Raw genomic sequence first — 17,029 nt, 5'->3', positions numbered from 1 at the left:
TCACACGCCCTTGAAGTACACGAGCTGGGTCGTCGTCGCGAGCAGCTCCCCGTCCTCGCCCCACACGTGACCGATCTGGTCGAAGTGGCCCTCATGGAAGCGCGAGGCCGCCGCCCGGCACAGGAGGTGCTCGCCCTGGGCTGCCAGGGCCTCCGGTGCGGTGTGGAAGTACACGGTGTAGCTGACTGTCCCCGCCGGCGACGGTGTGCCCGTCCGGGCGAAGATCCGCGGGAAGAACACGTCGCAGGCTGCCGCGAGGGACACGTGGTCCCACGGCCGCGGCTGCGTCTGCGACACCCACATGAGGGTCTCCGACGATTCGGAGGCCGCAGTCGGAACCCCGGACACGATGCGGAAGACGTAGTTCTCCATCCACGGCAGTGCCATCTGGTACGGGGTGATGTCGACGTCCGCGGGCGCGGGGACCTGCGGGACGGACAGCTCTGTGTCGGTGAACGTCTCGCGCCCCCGGGCTAGCAGCGCGGTGCCTGTGAGCACCGTGCCCGACTCCTGATCGATGCGCACGGTCCAGTGCTGGTTCGAGCGATTCGTCCGCACGGGGTCGACGACGATGTCCATCGTCCCCTCCTCGACCGGCGCCGCGAAGTTGAGGGTGAGCGCGGCAGGGCGCCCCTGCGCCCGCGGATCCGCTGTGATGCCGGCGAGCGCCTGCGCCGCGGTCGCACCGCCGTAGGGGCCCACCATGTTCGCCCACGCGGGATGGGTCCTCGCGGTGACCGTCCGGGGGCCCTCAGGCCCTGCATCGGGCGTGGACTGCGCCCCGTCGGTCGGAACTTCCAAGGCGATGAGTGCATCGAACGTGTGAGTCATGAGCCGATCGTATCCGGGCTCACACCGGGCAGCACTCCGTCCTGCCCGACACCCTCCGTTCACCTGCTGCGGATATCATCGATCCGTCCATCTCGCAGAGCAGGAGACACCGACACGTGACCCACGTCCCCCACGAGTCTCCGACGGAGATGCACTCGCCGCAGTTCCCCGCCGGCGATCGGGCGCCTTCTGCCCGCACACTCATCGATCTGATCATGGAGACCGCTGCCGCGCACCCGGACTCGCCCGCCATCGACGACGGGACGACGGTGCTGCGGTACCGGGAGCTGCTCGAGACGATGCGGGACCGCGCACTCGCCCTGGCAGATGCCGGGGTGGGGCCGGGCGACACAGTGGGCGTGCGCGTCACGTCCGGGACGACGGACCTCTACACGGCCATCCTCGGCATCCTCATGGTCGGCGGCGCCTATGTCCCCGTCGACGTGGACGATCCGGATGAGAGAGCGCGCACCGTCTTCTCCGAGGCGGAGTGCGCCGCTGTGGTCACCGACGGGTTCACGATCGACGTCCGGCACCGCCGCACTCCGGACCAGGTCCCCCCGCTCAGAGAACCGGAGCCGTCCGATGACTGCTGGGTGATCTTCACCTCGGGCTCCACCGGCACTCCGAAGGGCGTCGCAGTCTCGCATCGCTCCGCAGCGGCCTTCGTCGACGCCGAGGCGAGGATCTTCTGCAGCGCGGAGCCGCTGCGGCCCGGCGACCGCGTGCTCGCCGGCCTGTCCGTGGCGTTCGACGCGAGCTGTGAGGAGATGTGGCTCGCGTGGAGATCCGGTGCCTGCCTGGTGCCCGCACCCCGGTCACTCGTGAAATCGGGCATGGATCTGGGCCCGTGGCTCGCGAACCGCGGCATCACGGTCGTGTCCACCGTGCCGACCCTCGCATCGCTGTGGCCCGCGGAGACCCTCGCGAACGTCCGACTGCTGATCTTCGGCGGGGAAGCGTGCCCTCCTGAACTGGCTGCCCGGCTCTCCGACGAGGATCGCGAGGTCTGGAACACCTACGGCCCGACCGAGGCCACGGTCGTCACCTGCGCGGCTCCACTCGATGGATCGGACCCCGTGCGCATCGGACTGCCGCTGGACGGATGGGACATGGCGATCGTCGACCCGGCGACCGGCGTCCCGGTCGCCGACGGGGCCACCGGCGAGCTGATCATCGGCGGCGTCGGCCTGGCCCGCTACCTCGACCCCGCCAAGGACGCGGAGAAGTACGCGTCCATGCCCACTCTCGGGTGGGAGCGCGCATACCGCTCCGGGGACCTCGTCGTCATGGACCCGGAGGGCCTCATCTTCGTGGGCCGCGCAGACGAGCAGGTGAAGCTGGGCGGCCGCCGCATCGAACTGGGAGAGATCGACGCCTCACTCCAAGCGCTGCCCGGAGCGGCCGGCGGCGCCGCCGCTGTGAAGGACACGCCCGCCGGCATGCAGCTGCTCATCGGGTACCTCGCCCCGGAGATACCCGGCGACGATCGGCGGGAGGACTGGACCGCACTGCTGCGGCAGGAGCTGCCCCCGGCACTGGTGCCCCGGCTGGTCCTCGTCGACGACCTGCCCACGAAGACCTCCGGCAAGGTCGACCGCAATGCACTGCCGTGGCCCCTGCCCGGTGAAGAGCCCGCAGACGGCGACCGCGACGAACTGCCCGAGTCCACGCGCTGGTTCGCGGACCAGTGGGAGGCGGTGCTGGGCACCGTGCCCACCCTCGACTCCGACTTCTTCGACTCCGGCGGCGGGTCACTCGCAGCCGCCCAGCTGGTCTCCCGCCTGCGCACGCGCCACGCCGGTGTGACGGTCGGCGACGTGTACTCCGTGCCCCGCTTCGGTGCGCTCGTCGACGTCGCCTCAGAGACCGACGATGCGGCGCCCGCGCGCGCTCGCCGGACGATCACGCGCACGCGGTACTCGATGCAGGCGCTCCAGACCCTGCTCGGCATCCCCGTCCACGTGCTCGCCGCGATGAAGTGGGCTGTGCTCGCGCTGGTCATCGTGAATCTCGCGGGTCTGGCGGGGATGGAGGTCCCGACGGTGAGCTGGTGGCTCATCGTTGCGCTCTTCGGCGTGTTCGTCACCCCGTGGGGCCGCATGCTCATCTCCGCGGGGGCAGCACGAGCGCTGCTGCGCGGAGTCTCACCTGGCACGTACCCGCGCTCCGGCTCCGTGCACCTGCGCCTGTGGCTCGCGGAGCACGTGGCGGACCTCGCCTCAGCCGTCTCCGTCGCCTCGGCGCCGTGGGTCACCTGGTACGGCCGGCTGCTCGGAAATCGGATCGGCCCGAACGTCGACCTGCACTCGATCCCGCCCGTCACCGGGATGCTCACACTCGCCGAGGGCGCCTCCATCGAGCCGGAGGTCGACTTCAAGGGCTGGTGGGTCGACGGCGACGTCGTCCACATCGGCCCGATCCGAGTGGGCGAGTACGCGGTCGTCGGCGCCCGTTCGACGCTGCTGCCCGGCTCGCGGGTGGGAGCAGGAGCCGTCGTCGAGCCCGGATCCGCTGTGAACGGGAAGCTGCGCCGGGGGCAGGTGTACTCCGGTTCGCCTGCCATGCGGGTCCGCAAGGCTCAGATCGACTTCCCCGAGCCACCTCCCCACCGCCGCCGCACCCCCTTCCTGCTCTATGCGATCGGATCCGTCCTCCACGCGGCGATCCCCGTGCTCGCCACCGTCCCCGGTCTGGCTCTCATGTTCGCCGTGTCCGGTCCCGAGGCCGCGGTCACGCCCCTCGTCCTCCTCGCCTGGTCCCCCGTGCTCGGCCTCACCTGGTTCGCCACCACGGCGCTGCTGATCGTGCTGGCGGTGCGCGCACTGGCGATCGGGATGAAGGAGGACGTCGTCCCGGTGAGGTCCTTCGCGGGCTACCGCGTGTGGGCGACGGAGCGGATCATGGACATGGCTCGCGACCTCCTCTTCCCCCTCTACGCAGGGCTCCTCACCCCGGTGTGGCTGCGGCTGCTGGGCGCGAAGGTGGGACGAGACGTCGAGGTGTCGACCGTGCTCCTGGTGCCGTCGATGACCACGATCGCGGACGGCGCGTTCCTCGCGGACGACACGATGGTCGCGAGCTACGAGCTGGGCAACGGCTGGATGAGGGTCGGACGGGCGAAGGTGGGCAAGCGCGCCTTCCTCGGCAATTCCGGTATGGCTGCGGCCGGTCGACGTGTTCCGAAGAACGCACTCGTCGCCGTGCTGTCCGCTGCACCCACCAAGGCCAAGAAGGGCTCGAGCTGGATCGGCTCCCCACCCGTCGAGCTCCGTCGCTCGGAGGTCGCGGCCGACTCCGCGCTCACGTACAAGCCGTCGGCCCGCCTGCGTCGCCTCCGGGGGATGTGGGAGACGCTGCGCCTGCTGTCGGTCATCGCCGGGGCGCTCGTCGTCACGGGCGTCATCGGCGCTCTCATCGGACTCCACTCGGCACTCGCGCAGACCCTCTCGAACACCGCCGCCGCGGTCGTCATGCTCCTCCTGTCCGGTGTCGTCATGATGCTCGCCGGGGCGGTCGCCGCGGGCATCGCAGTCGCTGCGAAGTGGATCTGCGTGGGACGCATCCGCCGATCAGAGCATCCCCTCTGGTCATCGTTCATCTGGCGCAGCGAGCTCGCGGACACGTTCGTCGAGCTCGTCGCCGCACCCTGGTTCGCGCGCACGGCGGTCGGCACACCCGCGCTCGTCTGGTACCTGCGCGCGCTGGGCGCGAGGATCGGGCACGGCGTGTGGTGCGAGACGTACTGGCTGCCGGAGGCCGATCTCGTCTCCCTGGGAGACAACTCCACCGTCAACCGGGGCTGCGTCGTCCAGACCCACCTCTTCCACGACCGCGTCATGAGCCTCGACACCGTCACGCTCGACCCGGGCGCCACGCTCGGCCCGAACAGCGTCATCCTGCCGGCCGCAACCATCGGAGACACGGCCACCGTCGGACCCGCGAGCCTCGTGATGCGCGGTGAGTTCGTCCCGGCGAATGCGTACTTCATGGGCAATCCGGTCGTACCCTGGATCGATGCGCCCACCATCCCCTCCGAGGAGGACTGACGTCCGTGCTTGATGACTACACCCCCGATTCGGGACATGAGGACTACACCGTCGAGCACTACGACCTCGACCTCGATTACCGACTGGGCCCCAATCGCCTCGATGGGACGGCCCGCCTGAGCGTCCGCGTACTCGCCGACGCCGCGTCGCTGAGGGTCGACCTCGTGGGACTCGGGGTCGACCGCGTCCGCGTCGACGGGCAGCGGGCGCGCTTCCGGCAGCGTCAGCGCCACGTCGACGTCACCCTGCCCGCGAAGAGGGGACCCGGCGACGAGCTCGTCCTGGAGATCCGCTATTCCGGCACTCCGGAGCCCGTGATGGGGACGTGGGGAGACGTCGGCTGGGAGGAGCTGGAGGACGGCTCGCTGGTCGCGGGCCAGCCCAACGGCTCGGCCACCTGGTACCCGGTCAACGACCACCCGGCCCACAAGGCGACGTACCGCATCAGCGTCCTCACCGACGCGGACTACTCCGTCATCGCCAACGGGCGGCTGACGGGGAAGAGCAGAGCCTCCCGCGGCACCCGCTGGGAGTGGACCTCGGACACGCCGCTGGCCCCCTACCTCGCGAGCGTCCAGATCGGCCGCTACCGCATCGACGACCTGCCCGGTGACGAGGGTGACGGGACAGTTCCGCAGTGGCTGGCCGCCCCCCGCCTCACCTGGCATGCAGCGGCCCTCGTCCTGAAGAAGCAGCGGCGGATGCTCGACGTCTTCGAGGACTGGTTCGGGCCCTACCCGTTCGACTCCTACGGCGTCGTCGTCACGCACGAGGCTCTCGAGATCCCCCTCGAGTCCCAGCCGTTCTCCATCCTGGGCGCCAACCACCTGCTGCCCACCTGGGAGGCGGAGAGGCTGGTCGCCCACGAGCTGTCGCACCAGTGGTTCGGCAATTCCGTGTCGATCCGCCGCTGGCGCGACCTCTGGCTGAATGAGGGGTTCGCCTGCTACGCGGAGTGGATCTGGTCGGACGCCAAGGACAGGCGATCGATCGCAGACTGCGCGGACGAGGTCCACGCGGAGCACCTCGACCTTCCGCAGGACATCCGCGTGGGCGATCCGGGCGGACCGGACATGTTCGACGATCGCGTGTACAAGCGCGGTGCGCTCACGCTCGAGGCTCTGCGGCGCACGGTCGGGGACGCGGACTTCCGGCGGATCGTCCAGGAGTGGTGCGCCCGGAACCGGCACGGCCACGGGGACGCGGAGACCTTCTTCGCTCTCGTCGCAGAGATCGCGGACATCGATGCGCACTCCCTGCTCGATCCGTGGCTCACGCAGGAGCGGCTCCCGGACCTGCCGGCGCGCGCAGGGCTGAACGCATGAGCGGACTCGTCCGGTTCGCGTGAGACGACCCGGGCGCGCCGCCTGAGCAGACCCCTCAGATGCTGCGCAGCAGGATGTCCGCACCGCCTTCGCGCCCGGCGATGACGAAGCCGTTCTCCGCGAAGAACTCCCCCGCCGTATTCAGCTCATGCACGGCGAGGCTCACGGATCCGCGCCCGGACAGGCGCAGCAGGTCCAGGACGGCGCGTACGAGGTGCGTGCCGTAGCCGTGGCCCTGCGCTGCCGGGTCGACCGCGATGCGGAGTTCGGGGATCTGGTCCCCGGCCCACCCCAGGCCGCGCCAGCCGTCGTGCGGCAGTCGGACCCACGCGGCGCCCACCGCCTGCTCGTCGTCGTCGAGGATGACGACGCCGGTGTCCCCCGGTCGCCCCCAGCCGTCCAGGTATCCGGCCAGCACGTCGTCCGCGGCGATCTGCGCATCGGACAGCGGAGGGGAATCGATCGACCAGTTGACGGTCTGCGCGAGGAAGGGGCGGAGCATGCCCTCCGCGCTCGCATCATCGGGAACGGGTACTAGCTTCATGACGACATTCTGTCCGATCACCGGCCGCAGTGCGAACCTCCGCGCGGATGCTCAGCGGATGCCGCGGGCAAGTGCCCGGTCGATCCATGCGCGTCCGCGGGCGCGGATGCCCAGCGTGACTCCGCGAGCGCCCAGGAACCCGAGGACGAAAGCGGCCCAGGCCGTGAGCGCGTGCGGCCAGAGTGCCATGGCGCCGTAGAGGATCACGGCGAACACCGCCAGGGACACGACCTGCGCGAGCGCGAGGTAGCGCGCGTCCTCTGCGCCCAGCAGCACGCCGTCCAGCACGAACACGACTCCGGCCAGGGGGAGGCTCACGGCGAACACGAGCAGCAGCGCGGTGATGAGCGACCGCACTGCCGGGTCTCCCGTGAACGCGGCGGGGATCCACGCGGCACCGGCAGCGATGAGGATCGCGCAGACGATGCCGAATCCCACGCCCCAGCGGACCAGTCGCGCTGTGATCCTCTGCACTCCGGGCACGTCCTGCGCGCCCAGCCGCAGAGCGATGAGAGCCTGGCCCGCGATCGCCAGCGCGTCGAGCGCGAGCGCCATCGCGAAGAACAGGGTCTGGACGACCTGGACAGCCGCCAGCTGCTGGGTGCCCAGCGCAGTGGCCTCGAAGACGAGGAGGATGAGTGCTGCGCGCAGGGCCGCACTCCGGACCACCAGCCACCCGGAGGTCCTGGCCGACGACCACACGCCCGTCCACTGGGGCAGCAGACTGGCCCCGTGCCGGGCGGCCGCGCGGAAGGCGATGACGAGGATGACGGCCGCCATGCCCGCCTGGGCGATGACGCTGCCGATCGCGGACCCCGCGATCCCGAGGTCCAGCCCGTAGATGAGGATCGCGTTGAGGACGATGTTCGCTCCGAATCCGCCGCCGGCGACCCAGAGCGGAGTCGTCGTGTCCTGCAGTCCGCGCAGCAGGCCGGTGCCCGCGATGACGAGCAGCATGAACGGCAGGCCCCACCACGAGATCGTCAGGTACGTGAGGGCGGCGGCCGCGACCTCGGGCCCGGGGCCGAATGCTCCGACGACAGGACCCAGCAGCGGCAGCCCGACCAGCAGCAGGAGACCGGAGATCACGACCGACAGCCACATCCCGTCGAACCCCGCGCTCACCGCCCCGCGGATGTCGCCCGTGCCCATGCGCTTCGCCACGCGGGGCGTGGTGGCATAGGCGAGGAAGATCATGAGGCCGAGCACCGTCTGCAGCACCGTCGATGCGATCGCGAGCCCGCCCAGGGCCGGGGCTCCCAGATGGCCGACCATCGCGGTGTCCGCCAGGAGGAAGAGGGGTTCGGCGATGAGGGCGCCCAGCGCGGGCACTGCCAGGCGGAGGATCTCGCGATCGACGGGTTTCATCAGGGATGATTCTAGAGCGTGGTGCGTCCCGGTCGGCGCGCGGTGTCAGGCGATCGTGCTCGCCCAGGCGCGGGTGTCGGCCGGATCGATGACGTCGTCGACGTCGAAGACCATCGCCGCGCTGAGCGCCCGACCCTGTGCGTACATCTCCTCGACGAGCTCCGCCTCGCGCGCGGCCCGGTCCCGCGCGTCGTCGATCGCGGCGAGCTCCTTCGCGTAGCCCAGGCGGACCGCTCCCTCCAGGCCCATCGGCCCGATCTCACCACTGGGCCACGCGACGGTGAAGTGCGGTACCGCGAACCCGCCGCCCACCATCGCCATGGCGCCCAGACCGTAGCCCTTGCGGATCACGAACGCGCCCAGCGGCGTCCGCAGGCGCGCGCCCGCGACGAAGAGATCGCCGAACGCCCGCACCCCCGGCTCGTGCTCGGCGTCGGGACCCACCATGAAGCCCGGGGTGTCGACGAACGACAGGACGGGCAGCCCGTGATCGTCCGCCAGCCGCAGGTGCTGCGTGAAGGAGCGGGCCGCATCGACGTCGATCGCGCCGCCCAGGTGGGAGTTGTCGTTGGCCAGGAACGCGAACGGCGCACCCGCGATGCGAAGGAAGCCGGTGATCGCACCGGGAGCGAAGCGGGGGCGCACCTCGACGAGGGAGTCCGCGTCCGCGACCGATTCGAGCACCGCCCGCATCGAGAAGGCGCGCAGCCGGTCCGCGGGGACAGCGCTGCGCGAGGAGTCGGCGGGCGGGGCGACGGTCTTCGCAGCGGGTGCCCTCCGCACGGACAGGTAGCCCAGCAGACAGCGCGCGGTCGCGACCGCGTCCGCCTCGTCACGGGCGACGAGGTCGAGCACTCCGGTCGACTCGTGGACCTCGACGGGTCCGATGTCGTCGGGCCGGTGGCGGCCCAGTCCGCCGCCCTCGATCATCGCGGGTCCGCCCATGCCGATGTTCGCCTCCGGAGTCGCGATGATGAGGTCGCAGACACCGGCCAGCGCCGCATTGCCGGCGAAGCTCCGGCCGGAGACGACCGCCACGAGCGGTACCCGGCCCCGCAGCGCGGCCAGGGACCCGAAGGTGGGCACGCTCAGCCCCGCGGTGGGCGCGCGGTCCGTGTCGCCGGGACGTCCGCCTCCGCCCTCCGCGAAGAGGACGACCGGAGCGGACCTCCGCGCGGCGAGCTCCAGGAGCCGGTCCGTCTTCGCGTGGTTGCGCGTGCCCTGCGTGCCGGCGAGCACGGAGTAGTCGTAGCTCATGACGACGACCTCGTGGCCGTCGATCGTCGCGACTCCGCCGATCAGGCCGTCACCGGAGGTGCGGGCGATGAGGTCCTCGACGCTGCGCCTGCGCGTCTGGGCGGCGATGACGAGGGGACCGTACTCGACGAAGCTGCCGGGATCGACGAGGTCGGCGATGTTCTCCCGCGCCGTCCGCCTCCCGCGGGCCCGGATCCCCGCGAGCGCGTCCTCACGCTCCTCGTCGGCGACCGCTGCGTGCCGTTCCCGGACCTCGGCCACGCCGGGATGGGGTGCGGCCTCCTCCGCGGCGTCTGCCCCCGCGGCTGCGGCGCCCGTGACGACTGCGACCGGTGCCCCCTCGGCCACGTAGTCGCCCACCTCGACCAGGTGGCGCACGTGCGCCGACGGCGGGCCCGCGATCGGGTGGTGCATCTTCATCGCCTCGAGGAGTGCGTACTCCCCCGGCACGTCGCCGATCGCCACGACGGTGCCGGACACCGTCGCGCGAACCAGCGTCTGGTCGGGTCCCAGCTCGTGCTCCGCGAGGACCGCCGCCGAGGTCGTTCCCACCCCGCCGTCGCCGCCGGCGCGCGCGGACGGCGGGCTCGTGGTCGCGTCGCGTGCGCGGGCCTCGTCGTCGAGCTCCCGGGCGCGTTCCGCCAGGCGAGGGGCTGAGGTGTCGAACGACGTCGTCGTCTCGTGTCCCGGCTCCAGCTGCTCGCCGATAGCCCGCAGCAGACCCGCGTTCGTGTCGAGGCCCTCGATCCGCGTCTCCGCGAGCGCGCGGTCCGCTCCCCGGAGTGCGGTCTCAAGGCTGTCGCCGTGCACGATGATCTTCCCCAGAAGCGAATCGAACGCGCCCGTCACGGTGCTGCCCGCTTCGATCCACGTATCGACGCGCACGCCGGGACCAGTGGGCCAGGTGACCGCGGTCGTTCGCCCCACGCTGGGCACCGGGTCCCCGGCCGGAGACACCGTCTCCGCTGCGACGCGCAGCTGGACGGCGGTGCCGCGCGGGACCGGATCGCGGGGATGGGCAGGTTCTCTGCATGCGGCCACTGCGAGCTGGCAGGCGACGAGGTCGATCCCCGTGACTGCCTCCGTCACGGTGTGCTCCACCTGGATCCGCGGGTTCACCTCGAGGAGGACATGGGAGTCTCCCGTCACGAGGAACTCGACGGTCGCCAGCGACTGATAGGACAGGGGCTCCACGAGCCGGAGCGCGTCCGCGTGGATGCGCGCGCGCAGGTCCTCGCCGAGTCCGGGCGCGGGTGCGATCTCCACGAGCTTCTGCGCCCGGCGCTGGATCGAGCAGTCGCGGTCGCCCAGCACGTGCACGCCCTCCGGTGTGCCGAGCACCTGCACCTCGATGTGCCGAGCGTCGACCACCAGGGCCTCTGCGAAGACGCGGCCGTCCCCGAAGCCGGCCCGGGCCTCGGCGGCGCATGCTGTCAGGGCCTCCGGCAGCGCGCCCGCCTCGTGCACGATGCGGATGCCGCGGCCACCGCCCCCGGCGACGGCCTTGATCGCCACGCCCGCGGGGTGAGCGGCGAGGAGGGCGCGGACCTCCACGACGGAGGGGTCGTCACCGGCGGCGCAGTCGCCGCCTGCCCCGGCCGGTGGGGGCGTTCCGGGAGCCGTGGGCTCCAGCAGTCCCGTCGCCGCGGGCACGGGGACGCCCACCGCGAGAGCGTGCGCGCGAGTGGCCGTCTTGTCCCCGAACAGCTCGAGCGCGTGCGGGTCCGGCCCCACCCAGGTGAGGCCGGCCTCCGCACAGCGCCGCGCGAGGTCAGCGGATTCGGCGAGGAAGCCGTAGCCCGGGTGGACGAGCGAGGCACCGGCCCCGCGCGCAGCGGCGACGATCGCGGAGGCGTCGAGGTAGGCCGCTGCGCCGCGCCCGGGCAGGGTCACGACCTCATCGGCGAGCCGCAGGTGCAGGCCCCCGCCCGTGCCGAGCACCTCCTCGTCGCTCGCACGCACCGCGACGGTCCGCAGACCGGCGGCGCGTGCGGCGCGGATGAGGCGGACTGCGATCTCGCCGCGGTTCGCGATCAGGATGCTGGTCTCCGCGCTCATCGTGCGCCTCCTCGTCGTATGCGGCTCAATGCGCCTCCGGTCTGTGCGCCTCCGTCAGTGCGCGTCGGGTCAGTGCGCGTCCGGCTGCGCCTGCCGGGCTTGGGTCGCCTCGTCGCGGACCGTCCGGCGGAGGATCTTGCCCGAGCTCGTCTTCGGCAGCTCGTCGACGATGGTCACCTCGACCGGCGCCTTGTAGCTCGCGAGGTGCTCCTTGCAATGGGCGATGATGTCCTCCGCGGTCGCCTGCGAGTCCGGCTGCAGGCTCACGAATGCGACGACCGTCTCACCGCGGTACTCGTCCGGCACACCCACGACCGCGCCCTCGCGGACCGCCGGGTGCATGTACAGGATGTCTTCGACCTCGCGGGGCCACACCTTGAAGCCGGACGCGTTGATCATGTCCTTCTTGCGATCGACGATGAACACCCACCCGTCCGGGTCCATGAAGCCCACATCACCCGTGCGCAGCTCACCGCCGGGAAGCGAGTCCGCGGTGGCCTGGGGGTTGCCGAGGTACTCGGTGGCGACCATGGGACCGCTGATCGCGACTTCGCCGACCTCCCGCGGGCCGACGGGATTCCCGTCGTCGTCGAGGATGCGGACCATCGCATCAGCCTGCGGCAGACCGGTCGACAGGTTGCCGGACTCGGGGTCGACCGGTGCACGCAGGGAGTGCGGCACGGTGACGGCCTGGGCCGCGGTCTCCGTGAGCCCGTAGCCCTGCCCGATGTAGTGGCCCGTCTTCTCCTCGAACCGCTTGACGAGGCCCTCCGGCAGCGGCGCACCGCCGGACATGATCGAGTGGAAGGAGTCGAAGGCGTCCGCCCCGAAGGACGGGCTCGCCATCATCGCGGTGTAGACGGTGGCGGGGCCCGCCATGAACGCGGGCTTCTCCTGCCGCAGCAGGTCGAGGAACGACGCCGGGTCGAACCGGTGGTTGAGGACCAGGGTGCTGCCGTTGGCCGTGCTCGCGATCATCTGGCAGATGAACCCCGTGATGTGGAACAGCGGTGCCAGGGACACGACGCCCGCACCCTGCGGAAGGCCGGCGTTCCGCGCCGCCATCCGGGAATTGGACGAGATGCTCGAGTGGGGGTGCAGCGCGCCCTTGGCCTTCCCGGACGTGCCGGACGTGTAGCCGATGAGTGCGGGATCCTCCGGCCTGACCGTCAGCGGCTCGAAGTCCGTGTCGAGGCGTTCGTCGACGACGGTCCTGAGGTCTGGGAGCGGCACGTCCGGGAGGTCCGCGTAGGCGCCGAACACCGCATCCGGGCCGTCCTGGGCCCAGTCGAGGTCCCCCGCCAGGACGACGAGGGGCAGATCCGCGGCGTACTCCTTGACGCGCATCAGGTAGAGGGCCTTCTGGACGACGATCGCCTTGACGTCCGCGTCCGCGAACGCGTGCGTGAGCTCATCGCGGTACATCGGATTGAGCGGGACGACGACGGCTCCGGCCTTCCAGATCCCGTACGTGGCGATCGGGAAGTGCGGCGAGTTCTGCGCGTACACGGCGACGGCGTCACCCGGACGGATCCCCGATTCCGCGAGGTAGGCCGCGAAGGCGGTGGTCTGGCGGTCGAACTCCGCATATGTCGCCGACTGTCCGTAATGCGTCCACGCGGCCGTCGTGGGGTGGGCGGCGACGGTCTCCGCCAGATCCCGCAGCGGGGTGGACGGCTCCAGGGGCACGGCCTCCGTCTCCGTGAGTCCGAGGGTGCGCAGCCAGGGACGTTCGTCGAACCAGCTCATGGGCTTCTCCGTTCTCCGGCATCGGCACTGATACCGGTCGCGTGGTCGACGGGCTTCATCGCGCCGTCGTTGCCCGGGCCCGCCAGCGGGGCCCGGAACCCCGTCCGCATCGAGCGGACGGGGTGGAGCGCCGTGCCGGGAGATGAGTCCCGGCACGGCGCAGGGGGGCGTGTGTCAGACGACCTCGAAGAGGCCGGCGGCGCCCATGCCGCCGCCCACGCACATCGTCACCACGACGTGCTTGGCACCGCGGCGCTTGCCCTCGATGAGGGCGTGGCCGACGAGGCGTGCGCCCGTCATGCCGTAGGGGTGGCCCACGGAGATCCCGCCGCCGTTGACGTTGTAGACCTCCGGGTCGATGCCCAGCTGGTCACGGCAGTACAGGGCCTGGACCGCGAAGGCCTCGTTGAGCTCCCACAGGCCGATGTCGTCGACCGTGAGGCCGTGGCGCTCCAGCAGGCGCGGGACGGCGTAGATCGGGCCGATCCCCATCTCCTCCGGGGCGTTGCCCGCAACGGCGATGCCCTTGTAGATGCCCAGCGGCTGCAGACCGCGCTTCTCCGCCTCCTCCGCGCTCATGAGCACGGATGCCGAGGCCGCGTCGGACAGCTGCGAGGCGTTGCCCGCCGTGACGGTCGGGACCTTCGATGCGACGCCCGGCTCCAGCACCGGGTTGAGGCCCTGGAGGCTCTCCAGCGTCGTCGAGGGGCGGTTGCCCTCGTCCTTCTCGAGGGTCACCTCGACCTCGCTGGTCTCCCCCGTCTCCTTGTCGACGACGATCTTCGTCGATGTGAGCGGGACGATCTCCGCGTCGAAGCGACCGGCTTCCTGCGCGGCCGCGGTGCGCTGCTGCGAGGACAGCGAGTACTCGTCCTGCGCCTCACGGGACACGCCGTAGCGCTCGGAGACGACCTCCGCGGTGTGGAGCATCGGCATGTAGATCTCCGGGAGGTTCTCCACCAGCCACGGATCCTTGGCGCGGAAGGTGTTCGCCTTGTCATTCTGCACGAGCGAGATCGACTCGACGCCGCCGCCCACCGCGACCTTCATGCCGTCGTGGACGATCTGCTTGGCGGCCGTCGCGATCGCCATGAGTCCGGACGCGCACTGACGGTCCAGGGACATGCCTGCCACGGACGTGGGTAGGCCCGCGCGCATGGCGGCCTGACGCGCGACGTTGCCGCCCTGGGCGCCCTGCTGGACGGCGGCGCCGAGGATGACGTCCTCGATCTCCGCCGGATCCACGCCGGAGCGCTCGACGGCGTGGCGGATCGCGTGGCCCGCCAGCTCCTGGGACTGGGTGTTGTTGAAAGCACCGCGGTACGCCTTGCCGATCGGCGTGCGTGCGGTGGAAACGATGACTGCCTGGGTCATGGTGCTCCTTCAGAGGTGGAGTGGTGCCTGAGTGATGGGTGAGTGCGGACGAGCAGGTGCGTCCGGGCGATCAGAGGTCGACGAGGCGGCCCAGCGCGTCGCGCTGCGCCTCAGCACCGCCGAGCATGACCTCATCGAGCTTCGCCCGCTTGAGCAGCAGGTGGACGGGGAACTCCCACGTCATCCCGTTGCCGCCGTGGAACTGGAGGATCTCTTCGACGATCCGGGATGTCTGCGCCTTCGCGTACGCACTGGCGGTGCGCACTGCGATCGCGGCGTCGGAACGGCTGACCGTGCCGGCGTCCGACGCGTCGACGGTCCGCACCGCGGCGACGGCGGCGGCGCGCAGCTGGTTCGCTGCGATCCACGCGTCCGCGAACCGGTGCTTGATCGCCTGATAGGAGCCGATCGTGCGTCCGAACTGACGGCGCTCCTTCACGTACTGAAGCCCGATGTCGAGTGCGGAGTCCACGATTCCCGACTGCTCGCACGCGAGCACTGCGAGAGTGTCGATCAGGGCGCGTTCGAGTGCGCGCTGCGCACCGTCGCCCACGGCGATGACCCGCCCGCGGATGCCCGCGAACTTCACCTCGGACAGACGGCGCGTCTCGTCCAGCGACGGGAAGACGGCGACCTGGGCGTCCGCGGCCTCCGCGACCGCGATCACCAGGGCTCCGCCCACTGTGCGAGCGGGGACGACCAGCAGACCCGCGCGGTGCGCGTCCGCGACCCCGTGGACGATGCCGATGAGTTCGACCGTGGCTCCGGGCTCCAGCGGATCGTCGGCGGCCGACGGCCCGGCCGTGTTCGCGGTCACATGGAGCGAACCGGTCCACTTCCGTGCGGTTACGTCGATCGCCAGGGCCGCGGTGGTGCCGTCCGTGGCGAGGCGACGCAGCAGCTTGTGCGCCGGACCGTCCGCTCCGGTGCGCCGCTCCGCCGCCGCGGCGCGGAACACCACGCGGGAGGCGACGACCGCCGAACTGAGGAACAGCGAGGGAGCGGCTGTGCGCCCGATCTCCGAGGCGACGGTCCCGGCTGCCGACAGTCCTGCACCGTCACCGCCGTCCGCCTCGGGGATCACGAGTCCGGCGAGCTCGAGCTCGTCGAAGAGTCCCGCGTCGACGGCCGGCACGTCGAAGCCCGGATCGTCGTAGACGCGCGAGACGTCGGAGGCGGAGGCGCGAGCGGCGAGCAGAGCGCGCACGTTGGTGCGCAGGTCCTCGTCGATGTCTGTGGGGAGAAGATCGATATCGTTCATCGTGGCATGTCCTTGAACGGAACGTCCTTGTCAGTGCGGTGCTCGCCGGGCAGGCCGAGCACCTTCTCGGCGATGATGTTGAGGATGATCTCCGTCGTCCCGCCCTCGATCGAGTTGCCCTTCGCCCGCAGGTATCGGTACACGGGGTTCCGGCCCGTCATCGAGTAGTCGGTGGGGCGGCGGTCCTCCCAGCTGTCGTAGCGCAGACCGTCGACTCCCCGCATGCGGAGGTCGAGGTCGGACAGAGCCTGGGCGGTCCGGGAGAAGGACACCTTGGCGCCCGAGCCCTCCGGCCCGGGTCGTCCGGCGGCGAGCTTCTGATTCAGCAGCACGCCGGAGGTCCGCTGGACCTCCGCATCGACCCAGTGGCCGAGCAGCTCGTCGCGCAGCACCGGGCTGCGGTACTTCGTCGAGGACCTCCAGGCGGAGGCCACGACGCCGATCATGCCGCCCTCGCGGGGAGCACCCGAACCGATCGACACGCGCTCGCTGTTGAGCGTCGTGTTGGCGACGCGCCAGCCTTCGCCCACCTCGCCCAGACGACGGGAATCGGGAACGACCGCATCATCGAGGAACACCTCGTTGAACTCGGACTCCCCCGTGATCTGGCGCAGGCCGCGAGTCTCGATCCCCGGCTGCTTCATGTCGATGAGGAAGTAGGTGAGCCCCTTGTGCTTGGGCACGTCCGGATCCGTGCGCGTGACGAGGATCGCGATGTCCGCGTTCTGCGCCCCGGATGTCCAGACCTTCTGACCGGTCACGCGCCAGTCGTCCCCGTCCCGCACGGCTCGCGTCGCGACCGCGGCGAGGTCAGAGCCCGCGCCGGGCTCGGAGAACAGCTGGCAGAAGATCCGGTCGAGCGTAAAGATGTCTCGCAGGAGCTTCCGCTGGTCGTCCGTGCCGTGGACCACGATCGTCGGTGCGGCCATGCCGAACCCGATCGTGTTGCGGCCCGGATCAGGCTGGGAGAGTCCGGCGCCCTCGATCGCCGCGCGGGCGTACCCGCGCAGGCTTCCCGAGACGCCCAGGCCCCCGCTGCCGCGCGGGAAGTCGACCCATGCGAGCCCGTGATCGTAGAGGACGCCCCAGACGGCGGCGTCGTCGGTGAGGTCCCGTGCAGCGGCCGCCGCCGCGGACACGGCGGCGTCGATCGCCTCCGTGTCCGCGGTGGTGTCACCGCTGGGGACCGCTGTGTCGCTGCTGCTCATGTCTC

The 17,029-nt window shown here is 71.0% G+C and carries 10 protein-coding genes; 2 read left to right on the top strand and 8 right to left on the bottom strand.

Annotated elements, in window-relative coordinates; all coding sequences use genetic code 11:
• Entirely contained in the window at positions 1-831 is an 831-nt protein-coding gene (locus BSP109_RS02565) for a thioesterase family protein (RefSeq protein ID WP_087006965.1), read from the bottom strand.
• A 149-nt stretch (positions 832-980) separates the two neighbouring features.
• Here BSP109_RS02565 and BSP109_RS02560 point away from each other — a divergent pair, with 149 nt between their 5' ends.
• Together BSP109_RS02560 and BSP109_RS02555 are read left to right on the top strand one after the other, a co-directional pair.
• Positions 981-4,880, top strand: coding sequence for a Pls/PosA family non-ribosomal peptide synthetase (locus BSP109_RS02560; RefSeq protein ID WP_101599363.1), 3,900 nt, complete (start codon positions 981-983; stop codon positions 4,878-4,880).
• A gap of 5 nt (positions 4,881-4,885) precedes the next feature.
• Entirely contained in the window at positions 4,886-6,205 is a 1,320-nt protein-coding gene (locus BSP109_RS02555) for a M1 family metallopeptidase (protein ID WP_101599278.1), read from the top strand.
• A 55-nt stretch (positions 6,206-6,260) separates the two neighbouring features.
• Here the strand turns inward: BSP109_RS02555 and BSP109_RS02550 are convergent, their stop codons facing one another.
• The 7 genes from BSP109_RS02550 to BSP109_RS02520 all read right to left on the bottom strand — a co-directional run bounded on the left by BSP109_RS02550 (position 6,261) and on the right by BSP109_RS02520 (position 17,024).
• Positions 6,261-6,749: a GNAT family N-acetyltransferase gene (locus tag BSP109_RS02550; protein WP_143275847.1), complete on the bottom strand. Its 489-nt coding sequence runs from the start codon at positions 6,747-6,749 to the stop codon at positions 6,261-6,263.
• A 51-nt stretch (positions 6,750-6,800) separates the two neighbouring features.
• The gene (locus BSP109_RS02545; protein ID WP_101599277.1) at positions 6,801-8,117 is read right to left on the bottom strand and encodes an MATE family efflux transporter; all 1,317 of its coding nucleotides are present in this window, start codon (positions 8,115-8,117) and stop codon (positions 6,801-6,803) included.
• 45 nt (positions 8,118-8,162) lie between these two features.
• Positions 8,163-11,432 (bottom strand): carboxyl transferase domain-containing protein, encoded by a 3,270-nt coding sequence (locus BSP109_RS02540; protein ID WP_101599276.1) that lies wholly within the window; start codon positions 11,430-11,432, stop codon positions 8,163-8,165.
• Between the two features lie 69 nt (positions 11,433-11,501).
• Positions 11,502-13,181, bottom strand: coding sequence for a class I adenylate-forming enzyme family protein (locus tag BSP109_RS02535; protein ID WP_101599275.1), 1,680 nt, complete (start codon positions 13,179-13,181; stop codon positions 11,502-11,504).
• A 174-nt stretch (positions 13,182-13,355) separates the two neighbouring features.
• Positions 13,356-14,555, bottom strand: coding sequence for an acetyl-CoA C-acyltransferase (locus tag BSP109_RS02530; protein ID WP_087006977.1), 1,200 nt, complete (start codon positions 14,553-14,555; stop codon positions 13,356-13,358).
• Between the two features lie 70 nt (positions 14,556-14,625).
• On the bottom strand, positions 14,626-15,816 hold the full coding sequence (locus BSP109_RS02525; RefSeq protein ID WP_087006979.1) for an acyl-CoA dehydrogenase family protein: 1,191 nt from the start codon (positions 15,814-15,816) through the stop codon (positions 14,626-14,628).
• Complete coding sequence (locus BSP109_RS02520) at positions 15,813-17,024, bottom strand: acyl-CoA dehydrogenase family protein (RefSeq protein ID WP_101599274.1); 1,212 nt, start codon at positions 17,022-17,024, stop codon at positions 15,813-15,815. Before BSP109_RS02520 ends, BSP109_RS02525 begins: the two co-directional genes overlap by 4 nt.
• Positions 17,025-17,029: the final 5 nt, after the last annotated feature.

The organism is Brevibacterium sp. Mu109 (assembly GCF_900169375.1).
In the GTDB taxonomy this organism is placed as follows: domain Bacteria; phylum Actinomycetota; class Actinomycetes; order Actinomycetales; family Brevibacteriaceae; genus Brevibacterium; species Brevibacterium yomogidense_A.
Note: the sequence above shows the minus strand (reverse complement) of the source record. Positions and strands in the feature narration are given on the sequence as shown.

Coding starts and splice junctions, on each gene's coding strand:
- BSP109_RS02565 (WP_087006965.1), bottom strand. CDS start 831: ATGACTCACACGTTCGATGCACTCATCGCCTTGGAAGTTCCGACCGAC.
- BSP109_RS02560 (WP_101599363.1), top strand. CDS start 981: ATGCACTCGCCGCAGTTCCCCGCCGGCGATCGGGCGCCTTCTGCCCGC.
- BSP109_RS02550 (WP_143275847.1), bottom strand. CDS start 6,749: ATGAAGCTAGTACCCGTTCCCGATGATGCGAGCGCGGAGGGCATGCTC.
- BSP109_RS02545 (WP_101599277.1), bottom strand. CDS start 8,117: ATGAAACCCGTCGATCGCGAGATCCTCCGCCTGGCAGTGCCCGCGCTG.
- BSP109_RS02540 (WP_101599276.1), bottom strand. CDS start 11,432: ATGAGCGCGGAGACCAGCATCCTGATCGCGAACCGCGGCGAGATCGCA.
- BSP109_RS02535 (WP_101599275.1), bottom strand. CDS start 13,181: ATGAGCTGGTTCGACGAACGTCCCTGGCTGCGCACCCTCGGACTCACG.
- BSP109_RS02530 (WP_087006977.1), bottom strand. CDS start 14,555: ATGACCCAGGCAGTCATCGTTTCCACCGCACGCACGCCGATCGGCAAG.
- BSP109_RS02525 (WP_087006979.1), bottom strand. CDS start 15,816: ATGAACGATATCGATCTTCTCCCCACAGACATCGACGAGGACCTGCGC.
- BSP109_RS02520 (WP_101599274.1), bottom strand. CDS start 17,024: ATGAGCAGCAGCGACACAGCGGTCCCCAGCGGTGACACCACCGCGGAC.